The sequence below is a fragment of the Geobacter sp. genome (assembly GCF_030834625.1).
GTDB lineage: Bacteria > Desulfobacterota > Desulfuromonadia > Geobacterales > Geobacteraceae > Geobacter.
The window spans coordinates 53,728-73,500 of record NZ_JAUQXO010000053.1 but is presented as its reverse complement, the minus strand read 5'-3'; the positions used below and the strand labels follow the sequence as shown (position 1 = coordinate 73,500).

The following is a 19,773-nucleotide window of genomic DNA, read 5'->3' as shown; positions in this document are numbered from 1 at the left end:
AGATCAGACTATCTGGCTTACATGTATAATATTTTACTACTCTTTTCGCCTCATGCGCGGAGATCATGGGATATTTTTTCTGAAGACCAACGGGACTCAGTTCTACGGGGGTGATACCGGAACGAAGGAAGAGTGGCCTTGACGTGGCAATTTTTGCATTTGTGCAACAAGTCAGTCATATTTTCGTCGTTATGCGACGAAGAGGAACAATCTGCCGGAAGGGAGCAGGTGCTGCCTACCATTCCGGCAGGAGGTGAAGTTTCGCTCAAGCCATGTCGATGACCGCCTTAACCGCCTTCTCGATCCCCTCGGCAGCCTCGGAGATGCGGTTGGCGAGCATGTAGGCCGGTGTGCTGACGATCCGGTTCTCCCGATCCACCACGAACTCCGTGACGGGACAGTTGACATGTTCGCTTCCAGTTGCGGTAATGGCAGACGCAGTGCCGGCATCTGTACCGATGGTGACCTTGGGTCTGTAATCTCGGCCAAGGGTGGCGGCAATAAGAGTCGGAGCGATGCAAATGGCTCCGATGGGCTTCTTCGCCGCGGCCATCTCCCGGGTGAGTCGGGCGACTTCCGGATGAATGGACGCGTCAGCTCCCTTCTCGGCAAAATTGCAGAGATTCTTGGCCGCCCCATAGCCGCCGGGGAAGATGACGGCATCCAGGTCGGCCGCCGTAACCTCGGCTATGTTCCTGATCCTCCCCCGGGCGATTCGGGCGGACTCCACAAGGGTGTTGCGGGTTGCGCCGGTCTCCTGGGAGGTGAGATGATTCACTTCGCGGAATTCCATGTCAGGGGCCAGGCAGACCGCCTCGGCACCGTTACGGTCGATGGCGAGCATGGTTAAAACCGCCTCATGAATCTCGCTGCCGTCGTAAACGCCACAGCCGGAAAGGACAACACCGATCTTCTTCATACATTCCTCCTTGCTTTTGATAGCGGGATGTCGGAACCCGTAAATGTCTGAGCAGAATCGAGGGAGAACGTGCCCCCACGGTGCAACTAAGTGTAATCACTCCCTCCCGCTTCCGCAAGAGCGATTTTCACTGCCTCGTCGTAGGGGGTGAGTGGAAAGGGAATCAGCTCGCGAATCCGGCTGTCACGGCAGACAACCTCGTTCCGGAGACCTTCGATAAGGGGAATGGCGATGGAGGGGCGCACTGGCGTCACGAGCCCCACCCAGTAGGAGGAAAGCTTCGGCGTGAGGATAGGAAGCGAAAGGATCATGGTGAACTTGTTCTCGACCCGGCCGAACCTCTCCATCATCTCCCGGTAGGTGAGGACATCGGGGCCGCCGATGTCGAAGGTTTCGCCGGCAGTCCGCTCATCCCGGAGACAGCCCGCCAGATAGCGGATCACGTCTCCAACGGCGATGGGCTGACAGCGGGTAGAGACCCAGCGGGGAGTGATCATGATCGGGAGCCGCTCCACGAGGGCACGGATCATCTCGAAGGAGGCTCCACCGGCGCCGACGATGATAGCGGCCCGAAGGGAAGTGGTCTTGAAGGTCCCCTTGCGCAGAATGCTCGCCACTTCAAGACGGCTTGCCAGATGCTCAGAGAGGTTGTCTCCGGTTTCGCCAAGCCCCCCCAGATAGATGGCCCGCCGAAGCCTGCCCCGGTTGCCGGCAGCCACAAAATTCTCTGCCGCCTCCCGGTCCCGTCGTTCGAATCCAGCCCGCCCTCCTCCCATGGAATGGACCAGATAGTAGGCTGTGTCGATACCGGCAAAGGCAGCGTCGAGACTTGCCGGCTCCAGGAAGTCTCCCACGGCCCGCTCCGCACCATCGGGAAGGGGTGCGTCGGCCCGCCGCACGAGGCAGCGGACCCGGTATCCATCGGTGGACAGCCGACTGACGAGGCGCTTGCCGATAAATCCGGTCGCTCCTGCTACGAGAACGGTTCCTTCGCCGGGGTCCATGGTACCTCCGCACTGGAGCAGTGACGCTAAGGCTACGCCTTAATTGTACACACTCCTGCGCGAAGGCAAGGTCAGATATTCCGTTTAGCCATCTCCCGTGCCATTTTTTTCCGCGTGCGCAGGTCGGTAAAAAAGCCGCTCAGAATGGCGGCACACTCCTCTTCACGCACCCGCGGGGTGAGCTCAACCTTGTGATTGAGCCTCCTGTCGCCGGAAAGGTCGTAAAGGGAGCCGGCCGCTCCACCCTTCGAGTCGTAGCAGCCAAAGACCACCCGGTCGAACCGGGCGAGAATGATGGCCCCCATGCACATGAGACACGGCTCCAGGGTCACGTAGAGGACGGCCCCGGTGAGCCGCCACTGATCGAGACGTTTCGCAGCCTGACGGATGGCGATCATCTCGGCGTGGGCGGAAGGGTCCCGTTTCCCTTCCCGAAGATTGTACCCCCGGCCCATGACCACGCCATCCTTCACGATGACCGCACCGATGGGGACCTCGCCCCGGTCGGCGGCCTTCTTTGCCTCCCGCAGGGCCTTCCCCATCCAGTAGATGTCGTCGTGAACTGCCTTGGCTTTTCGGCGAACCATCCTATCCGATTCCTCTTTGGCGCTTATTGATACTGGATGTACAGGGGCTTCGGATTAAGCTTGAGCACTTCGCGGGGAGTCATGAGCGGATCCCCCTTCTTGGTGTCATTGTGGTAGAAGAGCTTGAAACCGGCATACTGTACCGGCTCAGACACGATATAATCCTCATACGAATCCCGCTTCAGCGGAGGTGCTCCCCAGCCGTCCATGTGCATGACGACTTGTACTTCGGGCCGCAGGGAGATGTTTCGGGCATTGGTGACGCCGTTGCGGGTGAAGCGATGCACCGTCAGCACTTTGGGAGGAAGGTTGTGGGTCTTCACCAGATTGCTGAGATATCCGGTGACGTAGTTGATGTCCGCAGCGTCATAGGTGCCGATTCTGGTCCCCGGTTTAGCCCCGCTTTTGACGAGGTTGAATTCGGGGTCGATCCCCAGATGCACATCCGGATTTTTCAGGATCCACTCGAAACGCGGCAGGAGCGTCCTGATATCCTCATGCCCCGTCTGGATATCGATGAACATGAGGGCCTTTGCCTCCCGTGCCCAGCCATGCACCTGGTTCACCACATCGTCCGGCATGACCATGCGGTATTTTCCGCTCTTCCCCGGCTCTCCCTGGGCCACCACCGCAATAAGATGAAGGGCCGGCTGAACCGTAATCGCAGGATCGGCCTTTTCCCAGCGGCCCGCCTCTTCCTTCAAGCGCCGCAGCATCTCATCCTTCTGGTATTCGCCCAGCGCCCCCATTCTTTTTGACAGTGGGTTACCGTAATAGGCCACAATCCGTTTACCGGGAAGAATCGCCCCCGGCAGCGATGGGGGACTATGCACGGGCCACCCAGACCGCGTGGCGAATTCAGGATCTTCACCCGCCCTGTATTTGGTGGCGGGTGCCGGCGCCTTGGCGCTGGTGATGGCGTCAAAACGCGATACCGTCGGTTCAGGGGGAGGCACGTCGTTGCTGTTACTTACTGACTCGGTCACGACCGTGTCATCGGGCCGGGCATCCGACTGATGCGCCTTGTTGAACTTGCATCCCGCCAGCCCCAGCGACAGCGCAAAAGTGGCACACAGCACGAGAACGAGGCAACGATAGGTAACGAATGGAAGGATAGATTTCACAAACTGCTCCGACAAGAGATTTATGCAACTACGGAATGATATTCCCATTATCAATGGAAAGCAGGATTTATACCATTATTAAAACCTGAAGAAAATGGTTCTGCCAAGCCAAATTCATCAGCCGAGGGGAAGAGCCTTTCAAACAGAAAAAGGACATGCTTGTATCCGACCAGCACTTTTCCTTGAAAAAAGTAAAGGGGCTACAGCACATGCTGTAACCCCTCGATTTTGTTGGCGCGCTCGGAGAGATTCGAACTCCCGACCCTCAGATTCGTAGTCTGATGCTCTATCCAGCTGAGCTACGAGCGCGTATGGTTCAACTGGCGGGGATGAAATCCACCAAGGTGAAACCGTATTTCGGGTGGTTGAACGAGTGGGTGGTCGGATACAGGGAAAAGAGCCACCCTTTGAAAACCTCTTTACCCCCCTCAATGATTCGGATCTGCGCAGCAGGGTTCTTCGGCTCATTGGACTGGGATGTCAGGGTCGTTCCATCCATGGTAAAGTGGGGAAGGAACGTGTCCACAACAATTGAAAGCCCCGAACCGGGAATGGCGAAATCGGAGCCGATATTCACCGTGTAGATGGTTTCCTTGTTGGCGTCTTTGTCGGTGACAGCAATCTTGACTGCTTTCCACTTACCTTTGACACTTTCGGGTACGACGATGACCGATTCCTTCTTCTTCGTCGCCATCTCGCCATGGGGTGATGCCATTCCCTCAGGCTTCGGCTCTTCCTTTTTACTGCAACCGGAAATAGCAGCCGTTACAACGACGATAACGGCCAACAGCCTGACAACCGAACCCACAACGCCTCCTCAATCCTATCGCGCCGGCCTTGCCGTCGCGCAATCAACTGGCGGAGAGAGAGGGATTCGAACCCTCGATACCGGTTTCCCAGTATACTCGCTTAGCAGGCGAGCGCCTTCGACCTACTCGGCCATCTCTCCCATTAATGCACAAATCTTAAAATATATGGCGGAGGAGGTAGGATTCGAACCCACGGAACTTTCGTTCAACGGTTTTCAAGACCGCCGCCTTAAGCCACTCGGCCACTCCTCCGGGAGTCCAGCCGATTCCATCAAGCCCGCCCCCGTCCGGCTTGAGCAGGGCGGAGTATTCCTCTCATGCTCACTCCGACAATACGGAACGTACTGTTTAACACACTTTACCGAGGTGCGCAATTATTTTTTGCTTCGCCTGCTCAGGCTGCAGACCCTATGACTGCACGACCTCCCATGTAGGGTCTGAGTACCTCGGGAACCACAACGGTTCCATCTTCCTGCTGGTAATTCTCGAGAATTGCCACCAGGGTCCGACCAACCGCCAGTCCGGAACCGTTCAGGGTATGGACAAATTCGGGCTTGGCTTTGTCGTCATCACGGAAACGAATCGACGCCCGGCGGGCCTGGAAGTCCTCGAAATTGCTACACGAGGAGATCTCCCGATAGGTGTCCTGGGCGGGAAGCCACACCTCGATGTCATAGGTCTTGGCGGCAGAGAATCCCATGTCACCGGTGCAGAGTTCCACCACACGATAGTGGAGCCCGAGCTGGCGGAGCACCTCTTCGGCGTGGGCCAGGAGTCGCTCCAGCTCGCCATAGGAGGTGGATGGATGGGCGAATTTGACCAGCTCCACCTTGTTGAACTGATGTTGCCGGATCAACCCCCGCACGTCCTTGCCGTAGGAGCCCGCCTCCTTCCGGAAACAAGGGGTGTAGGCGGTGTAGGAGAGGGGGAGGTCGCTCCCCTTCAGGATCTCGCCCCGATGGATGTTGGTCACCGGCACCTCGGCGGTGGGAATCAGGTAGTAGTCGGTGCCTTCCATGCGGAAGAGGTCTTCCTCGAACTTGGGGAGCTGGCCGGTGCCGGTCATGCTCTCGCGGTTCACCATGAACGGCGGGAGGGTCTCCACGTAGCCGTGGCGCTCCGTATGGAGGTCGAGCATGAAATTGATGAGGGCCCGTTCCAGGCGCGCTCCGGCGCCCCGGTAGAGGGTGAAGCGGGCGCCGGTGAGCTTGGCCCCCCGCTCGAAATCGAGGATGCCGAGTCCTTCCCCGATCTCCCAGTGGGGCTTGGGGGTGAAACTGAAGGGGGGGGGCTCTCCCCATTTCCGCACTTCCCGGTTGTCGACCTCTGACGTGCCGATCGGCACCGATTCGTGAGGGATATTGGGGATCGTCAGGAGAACCCCCTGGAGTTCGTCATCGACTCCCCGGAGCTCCTCGTCAAGGGTCTTGATTTTGGCGGAGACTTCGCGCATCTCGACGATGCGTGACTGGGCCTGGCTCTTGTCCTTGATCCGGCTGATCTCCTCGGAGGCGGCGTTACGCACCGCCTTGAGAGCTTCCGCCTCCCTGAGGAGCTCGCGCCGGCGGGAGTCCAGCTCCCGGAAACTGCCCAGGGTCACCGCGCCGCCGCGGGTGGCAAGACGCTGTTCGACGGACTCGAGATTTTCCCGCAGGTATTTGGGGTCAAGCATGGATAATTCCTTTACTTTTCAGGCATTAAAGCTATAGTTCTTAACACTCGTGCCCCCAAGAGTCAACCGTTTTTCCCCCACGGAGCCGCCATGCGCCAGGCCCGGCAGATCGTTGCCGCCATAACCCTCCTCCTCGCCGTCCCGGCCTTCGGCGCAGAGGGAATCGTCGTCACCTGCGTCGGCGACATCATGCTCGCCGGCAGCGCCACCCCCACCCTCGCCCGGACCGGCTACGACTACCCCTTCGCCAAGACGGCCCGGGAACTGCGGCGGGGGGACATCGCCATCGGGAACCTGGAAGCCCCCCTCACGGAGCGGGGAGACGAATACCGGGACAAAACCTACCGCTTTCGTGCAGAGCCTGCCGCAGCGGCGGCATTGAAACGGGCTGGCTTCTCGGTCCTCACCCTGGCCAACAACCACATAATGGATTACGGCGACGTGGGGCTCCGGAACACCCTGGCAACCCTCGCCCGCCACGGTATTGCCCACACCGGCGCCGGTTCTTCACTGGCCGATGCCCGCCGGGAGGCGGTGGTCATGGCGCGGGGGAAGCGGGTCGCCTTCCTCGCTTACTCCCTCACCTTTCCGGCCGAGTTCTACGCCGGCGCGAAGCGGGCCGGCACCGCCCCCGGCTATGCCCCTCATGTGCGGGAGGATATCAGGAGGGCAAAGGCAAAGGCCGACTACGTGGTGGTGTCGTTTCACTGGGGAGAAGAGCGGACGGAATTTCCGAAGCAGTACCAGATTGAGACAGCCCGGCTGGCCATCGACGCCGGCGCCGACGCCATCATCGGCCACCACCCCCATGTGCTCCAAGGGATCGAATTCTACCGGGGAAAGCCGATCCTCTACAGCCTCGGCAACTTCGCCTTCGGCAGCCGGAGCACCGCCGCCGACCGGAGCGTCATGGCGCGGCTGACCCTCACCGATGACGGGTGCGCGGTGGAGCTGATCCCCCTGAACGTGCTCCATGGGGAGACCCGCTTCCAGCCCACGATTCTCACGGGGAAAAAGGGGATGGAGGTCATGGAGCGCCTGAACCGGCTGTCGGAGCCCTTCGGCACGGTGATTTCCGGTTCGGGCGGTCGCTTCACGGCCAGGGTCTCCGGAAACGACCAGCGCATCGCTGCCCGCTGACGGGGCGGAAAGGAGATCTGTCATGCGCCTGTTCGTGGCAATCGATCTTCCCGACGACATCAGGCAATCGGTGGCAGACACCTGCCGGGGACTGCCCGGCGTACGGTGGCTGCCGCCGGACCAGCTCCACCTGACGCTGCGGTTCATCGGCGAGGCTGACGATGCCGTCGACGCGGCCATCCGCAGCGGCCTTGCTATAATCACGTCCCCCGCCTTCCCCCTCTCCCTCCAGGGGGTGGGCTGCTTTCCCTCCCCTCGGCGCCCCCGGGTCCTCTGGGTGGGGCTCAACGGCGGGGAGCCTCTCATGCAGCTTCAGCGAGAGGTGGAGACGGCGGTGGTGACGGCCGGGATTCCGCCGGAAGAACGCCCCTTCTCCCCCCACATTACCCTGGCCCGCCTGAAGGATCATCGGGAGGGTGACGTGGCGCCCTTCCTGGCGCGAAATGCCTCCTTCCAATGCGAGCCGTTCACCGTCGACGCATTCCACCTCTATTCAAGCATCCTCACGGCAAAGGGGGCCATCCACCGGCGGGAGGCGAGTTATCCCCTTGCGGGGTGAGCGGGATCAGCTGAAGAGCAGGAAAAAGAGCGGCCGCTATCCGGAGGAGATGGCGGCCGTAGTCGTTGAAAGGGTCAGCTGAAGAGATCCATGACCTTGTCGAAGAAGTTTTTCTTCATGGGGTGGGCGTCTTCGCCGCTGATGCGGGCGAATTCATCCAAAAGCTCCCGTTGCCGCTTGTTGAGGTTCGTGGGGGTCTCCACCTTGACGACCACCATCTGGTCGCCCCGGCCGTATCCCTGGAGCTGGGGAACGCCTTTGCCCCGCAGCCGGAAGATCCTCCCCGACTGGGTCCCCTCGGGGACCTTCATGGAAACCTTCCCGTCGAGGGTCGGCACCTCCATCTCGCACCCCAGGGCCGCCTGCACGAAACTGATGGGGATCTCGCAGATGACGTCATTCTCCTCCCGGGTGAAGATGGGGTGCTCCTTCACGGCAATGGCTATGTAGAGATCGCCGTTTCCTCCCCCCTTGGCCCCCTGCCCCCCCTCGCCGGTCATCTTGAGGCGGGTGCCGGTCTCGACCCCTGCGGGCACCTTCACCGAGAGGGTCTTGGTGTCGCGCACCATGCCGTTCCCCCGGCAGGTTGGGCAGGGGTTTTCCACCACGCGCCCCTCGCCGTTGCAGTGGCTGCAGGTCTTGCTGACACTGAAAAACCCCTGCTGGAACCGCACTTGGCCGGCCCCGCGACAGGTGGGACAGACCTTGGGCTCGGTGCCGGGCTTGGCGCCGCTGCCGCCGCACTCGCCGCACCGCTTGCCAAAGGGGACCTGGATCTCCTTCTCCACCCCGAAGGCGGCCTCCTCGAAGGTGAGCTCCAGGTTGTACTGGAGGTCGTCGCCCCGGCGGCCGCGAGTTCCCCGGGGGCGGCCGCCGAAGATGTCTCCAAAAATGTCGCCAAAAATGTCGCCGAAGGGGGTGCCGGCGCCGAAGCCGCCGGAGGAAAAACCGCCCCCCCCGAGGCCGGCGTGGCCGAACTGGTCGTACTGGGCCCGTTTCTGGGAATCGGAGAGAACCTCGTAGGCCTCGGTGATCTCCTTGAACTTCTCCTCGGCCTCCTTGTCCCCGGGGTTCTTGTCCGGGTGGTGCTGGATGGCCAGCTTGCGGAATGCCTTCTTGATCTCGGTGTCCGAGGCGTTGCGGTGGACTTCGAGGACCTCGTAGTAGTCGCGTTTTTCTGCCAAGGGATATCCTTTGGGGCAAACGGCTCAGGGCCAGGGGCACAAAGGGAGGTCTACCGCATCCCCCCTTCGCCCCTGGCCCCTTAGCCTTCAGCCAGTGATGTTTGATTACTTCTTGTCGTCTTTCACTTCTTCGAAGTCGGCGTCCACCACCTTCTCGCCGCCCTTGGCGCCGGTGTCGCCAGCGGCCTCGGCGCCGGGCTCGGCTGCACCCTCGGCCTGGGTCTTGGCGTAGACCGCCTCGGCCAGTTTGTGGGATGCCTGGGTCAGGGCGTCGGTGGCCTGCTTGATGGCGTCCAGGTCGTCACCCTCCATGGCCTTCTTGAGGGCGGCCGCGGCCTCCTCGATCTTCTTCTTCTCGTCGTCCCCGATCTTGTCGCCGTACTCCTTCAGGGACTTCTCGGTGGAGTAGACGAGGGAGTCAGCCTGGTTGCGGGCCTCGATCAGCTCGCGCTTCTTCTTGTCCTCGGCGGCGTGGGACTCGGCATCCCGGACCATCTTGTCGATCTCCTCCTTGGAGAGGCCGGAGGAGGCGGTGATCCGGATCGACTGCTCCTTGCCGGTGCCGAGGTCCTTGGCCGAAACGTGGACGATACCGTTGGCGTCGATGTCGAAGGTGACCTCGATCTGGGGAACGCCGCGGGGTGCCGGCGGGATGCCGGTCAGCTCGAAGTTCCCCAGGGTCTTGTTGTCGGAGGCCATCTCGCGCTCCCCCTGGAGGACATGGATGGTGACCGCCGGCTGGTTGTCGCTGGCCGTGGAGAAGACCTGGGACTTCCGGCACGGGATGGTGGTGTTCTTGTCGATGAGCTTGGTCATGACGCTGCCGAGGGTCTCGATCCCCAGGGAGAGCGGCGTCACGTCCAGCAGGAGCACATCCTTCACGTCCCCCCGAAGAACCCCCCCCTGGATGGCGGCACCGACGGCCACCACCTCGTCGGGGTTCACCCCCCTGTTGGGGACCTTGCCGAAGATCTCCTGGACCCGCTTCTGGACGGCCGGCATCCGGGTCATGCCACCCACGAGGATCACCTCGTCCACCTCGGAGGGGGAGAGGCCGGCGTCCTTGAGGGCGGTGCGGCAGGGGCCTTCCAGCTTGTCGAGGAGCTCGGCGCAGAGGGCCTCCAGCTTGGCCCGGGAAAGCTTCAGGGTCAGGTGCTTGGGCCCGGTGGCATCGGCGGTGATGAACGGCAGGTTGATGTCGGTCTCCATGGAGGTGGAGAGCTCGCACTTGGCCTTCTCGGCCGCCTCCTTCAGGCGCTGGAGGGCCATCTTGTCGCCCCGCAGGTCGATCCCCTGGTCCTTCTTGAACTCGTCGGCGATCCAGTCGATGACCCGCTGGTCAAAGTCCTCGCCGCCGAGGAAGGTGTCGCCGTTGGTGGACTTCACCTCAAAGACCCCGTCACCCAGTTCCAGGATGGAGATGTCGAAGGTACCCCCGCCCAGGTCGAACACGGCGATCTTCTCGTCCTTCTTCTTGTCGAGGCCGTAGGCCAGGGCCGCGGCTGTGGGCTCGTTGATGATCCGCAGGACGTTGAGCCCCGCGATCTTGCCGGCGTCCTTGGTGGCCTGGCGCTGGGAGTCGTTGAAGTAGGCCGGCACGGTGATGACCGCGTCGGTGACCGTCTCACCCAGGTAGTCCTCGGCGGTCTTCTTCATCTTCTGGAGGATGACGGCCGAGATCTCGGGGGGTGAGTACATCTTCCCCCGCACATCCACCCAGGCGTCGCCGTTGTCGGCCTTGACGATCTTGAAGGGGGAGATGGAGATGTCCTTGCGGACCTCTTCGGTGTCGAACTTGCGGCCGATGAGGCGCTTGATGGCGAAGAGGGTGTTCTCCGGGTTGGTGACCGCCTGGCGCTTGGCCTGCTGCCCCACCAGACGCTCGCCGCTTTCGGCGAAGGCCACCATGGACGGTGTGGTGCGGCTCCCCTCGGAGTTGGCTATGACAACGGGCTCCCCACCCTCCATGATGGCAACGCAGGAGTTGGTGGTACCCAGGTCGATACCGATGACTTTGCTCATGTAACTGTTCCTCCTTTAGTATGTCTCTGAGACAGAACCTAGTAATCGCCCCGGTGAAATGCAAGGGGGCGACGGAAAAAATCTACTTGGACACCGAAACCATGGCAGGGCGGATCAGCCGCTCGTTCAGGAGATACCCCTTCTGGAATATCTCAACGACGCTGTTGGCCGGCACATCGGCGTTTTCCACCTGGCACATGGCCTGGTGGACCGCCGGGTCGAAGGGGGTCCCCTTGTCGGCCTCCACGGCCGTGACCCCGAACTTCTTCAGGGTCGACTGGAGCATCCCCAGGGTCATCCGGACCCCTTCGATAACCGCCGAAGCGCTCTCTTCGCTGGCGTGCTCCAGGGCCCGCTCCATGTTGTCCACCACCGGGAGGATCTCCATGATGATGCTCTCGTTGCCGTACTTGAGGAGCTCTTCCTTCTCCTTCTGGGTCCGCTTCCGGTAGTTATCCAGGTCGGCCCGCTCCCGGAGGAACTTGTCCCAGTTGGCGGCCGCCTCGGCCTCCTTGGCGGCCAGGGCCTCTTCCAGCTCCTTTACCCGGTCGGCACCGACAGCGGGTGCCGTGTCAGGCGCCGGGGCCGCGGCTTCGGCGACGGGTTCTTCGGTATTGTGCGCTCCCCCGTGGGAGCCGTGCTTTTTCTTGTCCACGATTGTCTGTCCTTTCTTCTCTACTCGTCTTCCAGCAGCCTGCTCACGAGCTTTGCGGTGTAGTCGACGATGGGTATCACCTTGCCATACCCCATCCGGGTCGGGCCGATCACCCCGAGGACGCCGAGGGTGTTTTTTCCCGACACATAGGTGGAGGTGATGACGCTCAACCCCTCCATGTGGCTCAGGTGGGTCTCTGAACCGATGAAAATCTGGACCCCCTGGGCCGAGATACAACGGTCCAGCAGGTCCACAAGCTGGTTCTTCTCCTCGAAAGCCCGGAAGACCTCCTTCATGCGCCCCACGTCGGCGAATTCGGGCTGATCCAGGATGTTGGTCTGCCCCTCCATGAATATCTCGGCACCACTCTCCACGATGGTCTGTTCCGAGAGCCTGAGCGCCCGGGAGAGGAGCGTATCGTAGAGGACCTTCTCGTTCTGCATCTCCTCAAGAATCCGGGTCCGCACCTCGGCGATGGGGTGCCCCTGGAGGAGTTCGTTCAGATAGTTGGACATCCGGACCAGGTCGGTCGCGGAAAAATCCTCCTCCGATTCGATCAGCCGGTTCTGGACCGCACCGTTCTGGGCCACCAGGATAGCCAGGATGCGACGTCCCCCCAGCTTCACAAATTCCATGTGGCGGAGAATGGTGGAGGAAAAGCGGGGGGCAAGGACGATCCCCATGTAGTGGGAGACCGACGACAGCAACCGGCTCGTCTCGTGGAGAACCGCACCGATGTCGCGACCCGCACCGCTGTAACACTTGCGTATCCGCTCCCGCTCGGCCTTATCAATGCGCCCCACCGCCAGGAGCGAATCCACATAGAAACGGTAGGCCTGATCGGTGGGAACGCGGCCGGCAGAGGTATGGGGAGAGGTAAGAAACCCCATCTCCTCCAAGTCGGCCATGACGTTGCGGACCGTGGCCGGCGAGAGGGTAAGGCCGTGACGTCGGGCGACGGCCCTGCTCCCCACCGGTTCGGCGGTCACAATATAATCCTCGATGATTGCCTCAAGGATCTGCTTGTTTCGCTCTGAAAGCCCTTCTCCCATACCGACCCCACAAAGAAGATTAGCACTCAGACAGGGTGAGTGCTAACTGGGGTAAAGGTAACAACGCCCCTTCGCTTTGTCAAGGAGATTTCCGGCAGTACGAACCGGTCAGAGAAAGGCCCCAAAGACGCGGTTGGAGAGGATCACCCCCCGGCGGGTGAGGCGCAGATGCTCTCCCTCACGGATGAGAAGACCGGCTGCGCAGAGCCGTTCGAGAGCGGCACCGTGGACCTCCGCCAGCGATGCGCCGAATTCCGCGCGGAACCGCTCTTCCTCAACCCCTTCGAGCATCCTGAGCCCCAGGAAGAGCCACTCGGCCATGGCGTCCCGCTGCACCAACGGGGTCCTGTCGATCTCGGGAAGTACCCCTTCCGCCAAGGAGCACCCGTAGGTGCCGAGGTCGTCCGGGTTGCGCCAGCGGATGCCGGGATGAGGCTCCCGCAGGAACGAGTGAGCTCCGGCGCCGAACCCCAGATAATTCCCCCGCCGCCAGTAGACCTGGTTGTGGCGGGAGCGGCATCCCGGGAGGGCGAAGTTGGCGATCTCGTACTGGTCGTAGCTGGCCGCCGTCAAAAGCTCCGCCGTCTCCTCGAACATGGCGGCCGCAACCTCCTCGTCCGGGAGCATCAGCGCCCCCTGGTCCTCCAGGCGGGCGAAGGGGGTCCCCTCCTCCACCGTGAGGCCATAGGCGGAGATATGATCCGGACGAAGCTTCACCACCTCCCGGAGTTGCTCCCGCCAGTGATTGATGTCCTGGCCCGGGAGCCCATGGATCAGGTCGATGCCGATGTTGTCGAAACCGGCCCGGCGGGCCAGGGCAAAGGCCTCCCGGGCCTCCCGTGCGGTGTGAACCCGACCAAGGCGGGCCAGCATCCGGTCATCGAAGGACTGGACTCCGAGGGAGAGACGGTTCACTCCGGCGGCCCGGTAGCCCGCAAGGGATGCGGCGGTGACGGTGCCAGGATTGGCTTCGAGGGTAATCTCGGCCAAGGGATCGAGCCTGAACAGGCGGGAGGCCTCTTCTATGACGTTTCCGACGAGGGACGGCTCCAGAAGGGACGGAGTTCCTCCCCCCAGGTAGAGGGTGGTGGCGCCCAGAGGATGCGCCAGAACGCCAGCACGAACCTCCATCTCCCGAAGGAGGAGCGCCGCGTATTTCTCGATGCCGAGGGGAGCGTCGTCCGTGGAGGTAAAGGCGCAGTAGAGGCACTTGCGCACGCAGAAGGGAATGTGGATATAAAGGGCGGTCGTATCGTCCATCATGCCGATGATACGCCAGCTTTTGCGTGGAAGTCCAAACATCTTTGGTTGAAAATGGCCGGGGATGCCGTTACACTGAACGGCGTTTGGCAGGCGCACCCCAAAGGGCCCGGAGGGAGATCGGCGATGACGCGTACCGTGAAGGCAGGAGCCGTCCAGTTCACTATCAGAGTCGGCAACGTGGACGCCAATGTCCAGTACGTGGAGGGAGCACTCCGTCGGCTTGCCGCCGAGGGGTGCACCCTGGCAGTCCTTCCCGAGATGTGGGACACGGGCTATGCCTACCGGGAGCTCAATGAACTGGCAAAGCGGACCTCCGAGGTAGTGACGAAGCTGGGCCTCCTCTCCCGGGAGCTGGGCATGGTGATCGTCGGGAGCTTGCCGGAGCCCCACGGGGAAAAGGTTTTCAATACCGCCTACGTGCTGGACCGGGGTGAGCTGGTCGGTTCCTACCGCAAAATCCACCTCTTCTCCCTCATGGGTGAGGACCGCTCCCTGGACGGCGGCGATCGCTGGCTGGTGGTGGATACCCACGTGGGGCGCATCGGGGTCTTCATCTGCTACGACCTCCGGTTTCCGGAGCTGGCCCGGCGGCTGGCGGTGGAGGGGGCGGAGATCCTCGTGGTGCCGGCCGAGTGGCCCAAACCCCGGGACGAGCACTGGCGGGCGCTCCTGAAGGCCCGAGCCATCGAGAACCAGCTCTTCGTGGTGGCCGCCAACTGCTGCGGGATCCAGGGGAAGCTCGACTTCTTCGGCTCAAGCCTCATCATCGGTCCCAAGGGGGAGCACCTTGCCGAGGGAGGGTACGAACCGTGCGAGATCAGCGCCACCCTCGACTTTGGAGAGATGGATTCCTGGCGCCGGCAGATCCCCTGCTTCACGGACCGAAAGCCCGAATTTTACTAGGATTAACCCGCCTCGCAGCCTGCCGTCTTCCGGAAAACGGTTGACGTGGCAGCCGGCCGGGACTATTGTTCAGCCATTGCAGACTCATTAAGCTCCATCGGAGGTTCATGCCGTGTTACACCTTGCGGGGACCGGTCTCGTCGTCAAGCTGGTTTTGATCATCCTGATCTTTTTTTCCGTCGTTTCCTGGGCGATCATCTTCTTCAAACTCCTCCAGGTCTACCGGGCCAACAGCGAATCGGAGCGCTTCCTGGATTTCTTCTGGAAGACCAAGCGATTCGACGCTATCAACTCCCAGCTTGACCGCTTCACCAACTCCCCCCTCACGGTCCTGTTCAGCGAGGGGTACAGTGAGCTGAAGCGCCTCGTGGAGAAGGGGGATCAGCAGGAGGAGCTGGACATCATGAGCACCGAGCTTGGCGGCATCGAAAACATCACCCGGGCCCTGCGCCGCGCCACCACCTCGGAGATCACCCGTCTGGAGAAATACGTGACGTTCCTGGCCACCACCGGTTCCACCACCCCCTTTATCGGCCTCTTCGGCACGGTCTGGGGGATCATGAACGCCTTCAAGGGGATCGGCGAGACCGGCTCGGCATCCCTGGCCGTAGTGGCCCCCGGCATCTCCGAGGCCCTCATCGCCACCGCCATCGGCCTGGTGGCCGCCATCCCGGCGGTCATGGCCTACAATCACTTCCAGCACAAGATCAAGGTCCAGATCGCCACCATGGACAACTTTTCCACCGAGTTCCTGAACATCGTCCAGCGGACCGTCGCCAAGAAGTAGGAGCCACCCCATGGAACTCGGCAGCAGGAACAACAGCGACCGCGGCACCATGTCGCAGATCAACGTCACCCCCCTGGTGGACGTGATGCTCGTGCTCCTCGTCATCTTTATGGTGACGGCGCCCATGATGCAGCAGGGGGTCCAGGTGAACCTCCCCAAGGCGGATACCAAGGCCATGGCCACCAAGGAGGAGGCGGTAATCGTCTCAGTCGACAGAAACGGCAAGATCTTCATCAACGCCACGGAGGTAGCCCCGGGGGACCTCCAGGCCAAGCTCGCCACCATGGTGGCCAACCGGACGAAGAAGGAGGTCTTCCTGAAGGCCGACCGGGACGTCCCCTATGGTGATGTGGTGCGGACCATGGCCGAGATCAAGGGTGCCGGCATCGAACGCCTCGGCATGATGACGGAGCCAGCCCCGACAAAATGAGCCGCACCCGCTCACCACGAGATACCGGCCTTGGGTGGGGCTTAGCCGTTTCCTGTGCCGTCCACGTCTCCCTTGCCGCCTTCGTCCTCCTCCACCGCTTCTCCTCCCCTCCCCCCCTGGAGGCACCTGTCTACTACGTGGATGTCGTGAACCTGCCGGTGGCATCACCCCAGGCGGGGAGCCCCGTGACGGGCGGCAGCCCGCTCCCCGCGGCGCCGCCCCCACCACCGAAGCCTGCGGAGATGGCGCTTCCCCAGAAGCACCCCCCAACGAAGGCCGGCACACACAAGAGCGCTCCCCCCCGGGAAAGCGACACCGGCAAGGACTTCGAGGAGCGGATGGCCAAACTCCAGCGGGCCATTGAGGAACGCCGCCAGGAGGCAACCCTCGATGCCCTGCGGAGCAAAACGGCAGGGAGCGGTCGCCAGCCGGAACGGGTGGGAACCCCCGGCGGCACCGGAAAAGAGGCCGGGAGCGACTACGCCAGCTACATCCAGTCACGGCTCACGGACGCCTTCCAGTCCACCATCGCCCACCAGAGCAAGGCACCCGAAGTGGTGGTCAAACTCACCATCGACGCCGGCGGCCACATCACCCGCAAGCGGATCGAGCGTTCAAGCGGCGACCGGATCTTCGAGGAATCGGTCTTCAAGGCCATAGCACGGGCCGAAAAAACCTTCGTCCCGCCTCCCGGCGGAGGCGAGTTCGAGTACGGCTTCATCTTCAAGCCCCAGGGAGTGGGAAAAAAATGACGCGACGTCTCCTCATCACCATCATCCTCATGCTGATTCCGGCACTGCTCCATTCCCAGGAAGGGTACCGGGAAGTGACGGCCTCGGGCGCCCACAAGCTGACCCTCACCGTCGACGCCCCCCGGCGCCTCGGCGGTTCCGAGGCCTCCAGAGTGGCCCATGAGACGGCCGAGGCGCTCCAGTTCGACATGGTCCTTGCCGGCCCTTTCACTGTCACGGCTCCCCCTGCCACTGCGGCCGCCACCGGCATCAGGCCGGGAGAATTCGACTTTGCCCCGTGGCGCGGCGCCGGGGTCGATCTCCTGGTCAAGAGCGGCTACACCGTTGCGGGGAACGCCATGACCATGGAGTTCCGCCTTTACAACGTCACCCAGGGGAAGGAGATCCTGGCCAAGCGCTACTCGGGCCGCCCCGGTGACGTCCGGCGGATCGCCCACACCTTCTCGGACGACATCATGGAGGCCCTGACGGGGCAACGGGGTCCCTTTACGGGAAAGATCGCCTTTGTGTCCACCCGCTCCGGCGCCAAGGCGATCTTCCTGATGGACTACGACGGCCACAACGTCCAGCAGCTCACGAAGAACCGCTCCATCAACCTGAACCCCGACTTCTCCCCCAACGGGAAGGAGATTATTTTCACCTCTTACCGACAAGGAAACCCTGACCTCTTCCGGCGCGAACTCTTCAGCGGCGCCGAGGCACGTATCTCCTCCTACCGTGGGATAAACGCCACCGGGGCCTGGTCCCCCGATGGCAAATCCATCGCCCTGACCCTGAGCAAGGACGGCAACTCGGAGATCTACACCATATCCCGGGACGGAAAGAATGCGCGGCGGCTCACCAACACCAGTGCCATCGAAGTCTCCCCTGCATGGTCCCCCGATGGCCGCAAGATCGTCTTCGTCTCCGACCGGCTCGGCAAGCCCCAGATTTTCATCATGAACGCCGACGGCTCCGGCATCCGGCGTCTCACCACCAGCGGCAGCTACAACGTGAGCCCCCGCTGGTCCCCCAAGGGGGACAGGATCGTCTACTGCCGCCAGGAGGGGGGGTTCCAGGTCTACGCCATCAACCCCGACGGCTCCAACGATACCCGTCTCACGAACGAGGGGAGCAACGAGCATCCCCGGTGGTCTCCCGACGGCCGTTTCATCACCTTCAGCTCCACCCGTGGAGGCCCCGAAGGAATCTACGTCATGCGGGCCGACGGAAGTGGCCAGACACGGGTCTCCCAGGGGAAGGCGAAGGACTCCCACCCTACCTGGTCGCCCCGTTGGTAAGGTAAGCATTGAAAATGGGAAACCGTCCTATATAATGGACGCAGTTTTCGGTGTCAGTGCGAAAACACGCCGCTGCACGCCATTGCCATCACAAAGGAGAAGATACCCATGCGCAAAAACACCCTCGGACTCGTTAGCCTGATCTGCTTCAGCCTTGCCGCGGCAGGTTGCGCCAAGAAGGAGATGGTCAAGACAGAAGAAACCGTTCCGCCGGTCGTTGCTCCCAAGACCACCACGCCGGCCATTCCTGCTGCCCCGCCGGCCAAGACAGAGCCGATCGTGGCCCAGCCCATCTCGGAGGCCGCCGTCACGGCGGAGAGTACCCAGCCGGCCACGGCCCTTGATACGGTTGTGGCAACCCTGGAGCGGATTTTCTTCGATTTCGACTCCTTCGTCCTCTCCCAGGACGCCCGGGACGTCCTCTCCCGCAACGCCGAGTACCTCCTCAAGAAGCAGCCGACCGCCCGGGTCCTGCTGGAAGGGCACTGCGACGAGCGAGGCTCCGACGAGTATAACCTGGCCCTCGGGGAGAAGCGGGCCAAGGCGGCCCGCGACTACCTGGTGACCCTCGGCGTTGCTGGCAACCGGCTCTCCGTCATCAGCTACGGCGAAGAGAAGCCCCTTGAGCAGGGGAACAGTGAGGAAGCCTGGGCAAAGAACCGCCGAGCCGAATTTCTCATCGTCAAATAGGTCTGTCGTCCAGGAAGACGGGAGGGGAGCCGGCAACGGCTCCCTTTCTCTATTCCCGGACTCCGAACAACGGAGGTACCCATGAAGATCGCGAAGAAAATGTCCCTCGTCGTGCTGCTGGCCCTGGCCGGGTGCGCAACACGCACTGACCTGGACGTGGTGAAACGGGACAACGAGGAACTGAAGAGCCGGATCTTCCGGCTTGAGAAGGACGTGAGTGGAGTGCGGACGGAGGCCAGGTCCAGCATAGAGACAACCCTGCAGGACTTCGAGAAGGAACGGTCCGGAGCCCGCAGGGGACTAGCCGACCTCCAGGCGGCCATGGACGCCATGAAGGTGGACCTGCAGGTGATGGCCGGAAAGGTTGACGACCTCTCCCATGCCACCAAAAAGCCGGCCGACGAGGTGGGCCTCCTCAAGGAAGACCTGGAGCGGCGCCTGACCACCCTGGAGGAACGGCTCGCCGGGGTCCAGAAGAAGGTGACGGACATGGAGACGGTTCAGGCCAAGCCCCCCGAGGCAGCGACCCCCGAGGCCCTCTACCAGAAGGGGCTGGAGGCCTACCGGAGCAACAACTACCCAGTGGCCCGGGAGAGCTTCGCCCGGTTCCTGGAGCAGCACCCGAAGCACGACCTGGCGGCCAACGCCCGCTACTGGTCGGGAGAGGCTTACTACAGCGAGAAGAAATATGAGCAGGCGATCCTTGAATTCCAGGAGGTAATCAAGAATTTCCCCGGCAAAGAAAAGGTTCCTGCGGCCATGCTGAAACAGGCTGCCGCCTTCAACGAGATTGGCGACGTGAAGAGCGCCCGCTACGTGCTGCGAAAGCTTGTTGACGAGCACCCTGCCACCGAGGAGGGAAAGCGGGCCAAGGAAAGACTCAAGGCTCTCAAATAAAGAAAGGCGGGTGTGAACCCGCCTTTTTCGTTACTGGTATGTTC

The 19,773-nt window shown here is 62.1% G+C and carries 20 protein-coding genes and 3 tRNA genes; 9 read left to right on the top strand and 14 right to left on the bottom strand.

The window, feature by feature from the left end; genetic code table 11:
• Window positions 1-265: 265 nt before the first annotated feature.
• From elbB to serS, 9 genes are all read right to left on the bottom strand, one after another.
• On the bottom strand, window positions 266-919 hold the full coding sequence (elbB, locus tag RCH91_RS12960; RefSeq protein ID WP_306535377.1) for an isoprenoid biosynthesis glyoxalase ElbB: 654 nt from the start codon (window positions 917-919) through the stop codon (window positions 266-268).
• A gap of 86 nt (window positions 920-1,005) precedes the next feature.
• Complete coding sequence (locus tag RCH91_RS12955; RefSeq protein ID WP_306535376.1) at window positions 1,006-1,923, bottom strand: NAD(P)H-binding protein; 918 nt, start codon at window positions 1,921-1,923, stop codon at window positions 1,006-1,008.
• Window positions 1,924-1,994: 71 nt separating this feature from the next.
• The gene (gene tadA / locus RCH91_RS12950; RefSeq protein WP_306535375.1) at window positions 1,995-2,510 is read right to left on the bottom strand and encodes a tRNA adenosine(34) deaminase TadA; all 516 of its coding nucleotides are present in this window, start codon (window positions 2,508-2,510) and stop codon (window positions 1,995-1,997) included.
• Window positions 2,511-2,533: 23 nt separating this feature from the next.
• Window positions 2,534-3,634 carry a hypothetical protein gene (locus tag RCH91_RS12945; protein ID WP_306535374.1) on the bottom strand — a complete coding sequence of 367 codons (1,101 nt, stop codon included), beginning with the start codon at window positions 3,632-3,634 and terminating at the stop codon, window positions 2,534-2,536.
• A gap of 232 nt (window positions 3,635-3,866) precedes the next feature.
• A tRNA-Arg gene (locus RCH91_RS12940) sits at window positions 3,867-3,943 on the bottom strand.
• Window positions 3,944-3,950: 7 nt separating this feature from the next.
• Complete coding sequence (locus RCH91_RS12935) at window positions 3,951-4,442, bottom strand: DUF2155 domain-containing protein (RefSeq protein WP_306535373.1); 492 nt, start codon at window positions 4,440-4,442, stop codon at window positions 3,951-3,953.
• 48 nt (window positions 4,443-4,490) lie between these two features.
• Window positions 4,491-4,583, bottom strand: a tRNA-Ser gene (locus RCH91_RS12930).
• Window positions 4,584-4,609: 26 nt separating this feature from the next.
• Window positions 4,610-4,695: transfer RNA gene (locus tag RCH91_RS12925), tRNA-Ser, on the bottom strand.
• A gap of 142 nt (window positions 4,696-4,837) precedes the next feature.
• Window positions 4,838-6,115 carry a serine--tRNA ligase gene (serS, locus tag RCH91_RS12920; protein ID WP_306535372.1) on the bottom strand — a complete coding sequence of 426 codons (1,278 nt, stop codon included), beginning with the start codon at window positions 6,113-6,115 and terminating at the stop codon, window positions 4,838-4,840.
• 90 nt (window positions 6,116-6,205) lie between these two features.
• Here serS and RCH91_RS12915 point away from each other — a divergent pair, with 90 nt between their 5' ends.
• Both RCH91_RS12915 and thpR read left to right on the top strand, forming a co-directional pair.
• Window positions 6,206-7,255 (top strand): CapA family protein, encoded by a 1,050-nt coding sequence (locus RCH91_RS12915; RefSeq protein ID WP_306535371.1) that lies wholly within the window; start codon window positions 6,206-6,208, stop codon window positions 7,253-7,255.
• Between the two features lie 22 nt (window positions 7,256-7,277).
• Window positions 7,278-7,814, top strand: coding sequence for an RNA 2',3'-cyclic phosphodiesterase (gene thpR, locus RCH91_RS12910; protein WP_306535370.1), 537 nt, complete (start codon window positions 7,278-7,280; stop codon window positions 7,812-7,814).
• A 74-nt stretch (window positions 7,815-7,888) separates the two neighbouring features.
• On the opposite strand, the gene dnaJ is transcribed toward thpR, so the two are convergent.
• The 5 genes from dnaJ to hemW form a co-directional block, all read right to left on the bottom strand.
• The gene (gene dnaJ / locus RCH91_RS12905) at window positions 7,889-8,998 is read right to left on the bottom strand and encodes a molecular chaperone DnaJ (protein WP_306535369.1); all 1,110 of its coding nucleotides are present in this window, start codon (window positions 8,996-8,998) and stop codon (window positions 7,889-7,891) included.
• 105 nt (window positions 8,999-9,103) lie between these two features.
• A complete protein-coding gene (dnaK, locus tag RCH91_RS12900) occupies window positions 9,104-11,020 on the bottom strand; it encodes a molecular chaperone DnaK (RefSeq protein ID WP_306535368.1) in 1,917 nt (638 codons plus the stop codon).
• An 82-nt stretch (window positions 11,021-11,102) separates the two neighbouring features.
• A complete protein-coding gene (gene grpE, locus RCH91_RS12895; RefSeq protein ID WP_306535367.1) occupies window positions 11,103-11,675 on the bottom strand; it encodes a nucleotide exchange factor GrpE in 573 nt (190 codons plus the stop codon).
• A gap of 20 nt (window positions 11,676-11,695) precedes the next feature.
• Window positions 11,696-12,727 carry a heat-inducible transcriptional repressor HrcA gene (gene hrcA / locus RCH91_RS12890; RefSeq protein WP_306535366.1) on the bottom strand — a complete coding sequence of 344 codons (1,032 nt, stop codon included), beginning with the start codon at window positions 12,725-12,727 and terminating at the stop codon, window positions 11,696-11,698.
• Window positions 12,728-12,835: 108 nt separating this feature from the next.
• Window positions 12,836-13,987 carry a radical SAM family heme chaperone HemW gene (gene hemW, locus RCH91_RS12885; RefSeq protein WP_306535406.1) on the bottom strand — a complete coding sequence of 384 codons (1,152 nt, stop codon included), beginning with the start codon at window positions 13,985-13,987 and terminating at the stop codon, window positions 12,836-12,838.
• 126 nt (window positions 13,988-14,113) lie between these two features.
• On the opposite strand from hemW, the gene RCH91_RS12880 reads away from it, so the two are divergent.
• The 7 genes from RCH91_RS12880 to ybgF all read left to right on the top strand — a co-directional run bounded on the left by RCH91_RS12880 (window position 14,114) and on the right by ybgF (window position 19,729).
• Window positions 14,114-14,893, top strand: a complete 780-nt coding sequence (locus RCH91_RS12880; protein ID WP_306535365.1) for a carbon-nitrogen family hydrolase — start codon at window positions 14,114-14,116, stop codon at window positions 14,891-14,893.
• A 112-nt stretch (window positions 14,894-15,005) separates the two neighbouring features.
• The gene (gene tolQ, locus RCH91_RS12875) at window positions 15,006-15,680 is read left to right on the top strand and encodes a protein TolQ (protein WP_306535364.1); all 675 of its coding nucleotides are present in this window, start codon (window positions 15,006-15,008) and stop codon (window positions 15,678-15,680) included.
• Between the two features lie 10 nt (window positions 15,681-15,690).
• Entirely contained in the window at window positions 15,691-16,110 is a 420-nt protein-coding gene (tolR, locus tag RCH91_RS12870) for a protein TolR (RefSeq protein WP_306535363.1), read from the top strand.
• Window positions 16,107-16,862, top strand: a complete 756-nt coding sequence (locus tag RCH91_RS12865) for an energy transducer TonB (RefSeq protein ID WP_306535362.1) — start codon at window positions 16,107-16,109, stop codon at window positions 16,860-16,862. The genes tolR and RCH91_RS12865 overlap by 4 nt, the downstream gene beginning before the upstream one ends.
• Entirely contained in the window at window positions 16,859-18,142 is a 1,284-nt protein-coding gene (tolB, locus tag RCH91_RS12860) for a Tol-Pal system beta propeller repeat protein TolB (RefSeq protein ID WP_306535361.1), read from the top strand. Before RCH91_RS12865 ends, tolB begins: the two co-directional genes overlap by 4 nt.
• Before the next feature lie 108 nt (window positions 18,143-18,250).
• A complete protein-coding gene (gene pal / locus RCH91_RS12855) occupies window positions 18,251-18,832 on the top strand; it encodes a peptidoglycan-associated lipoprotein Pal (protein ID WP_306535360.1) in 582 nt (193 codons plus the stop codon).
• Between the two features lie 81 nt (window positions 18,833-18,913).
• On the top strand, window positions 18,914-19,729 hold the full coding sequence (ybgF, locus tag RCH91_RS12850; protein ID WP_306535359.1) for a tol-pal system protein YbgF: 816 nt from the start codon (window positions 18,914-18,916) through the stop codon (window positions 19,727-19,729).
• Window positions 19,730-19,773: the final 44 nt, after the last annotated feature.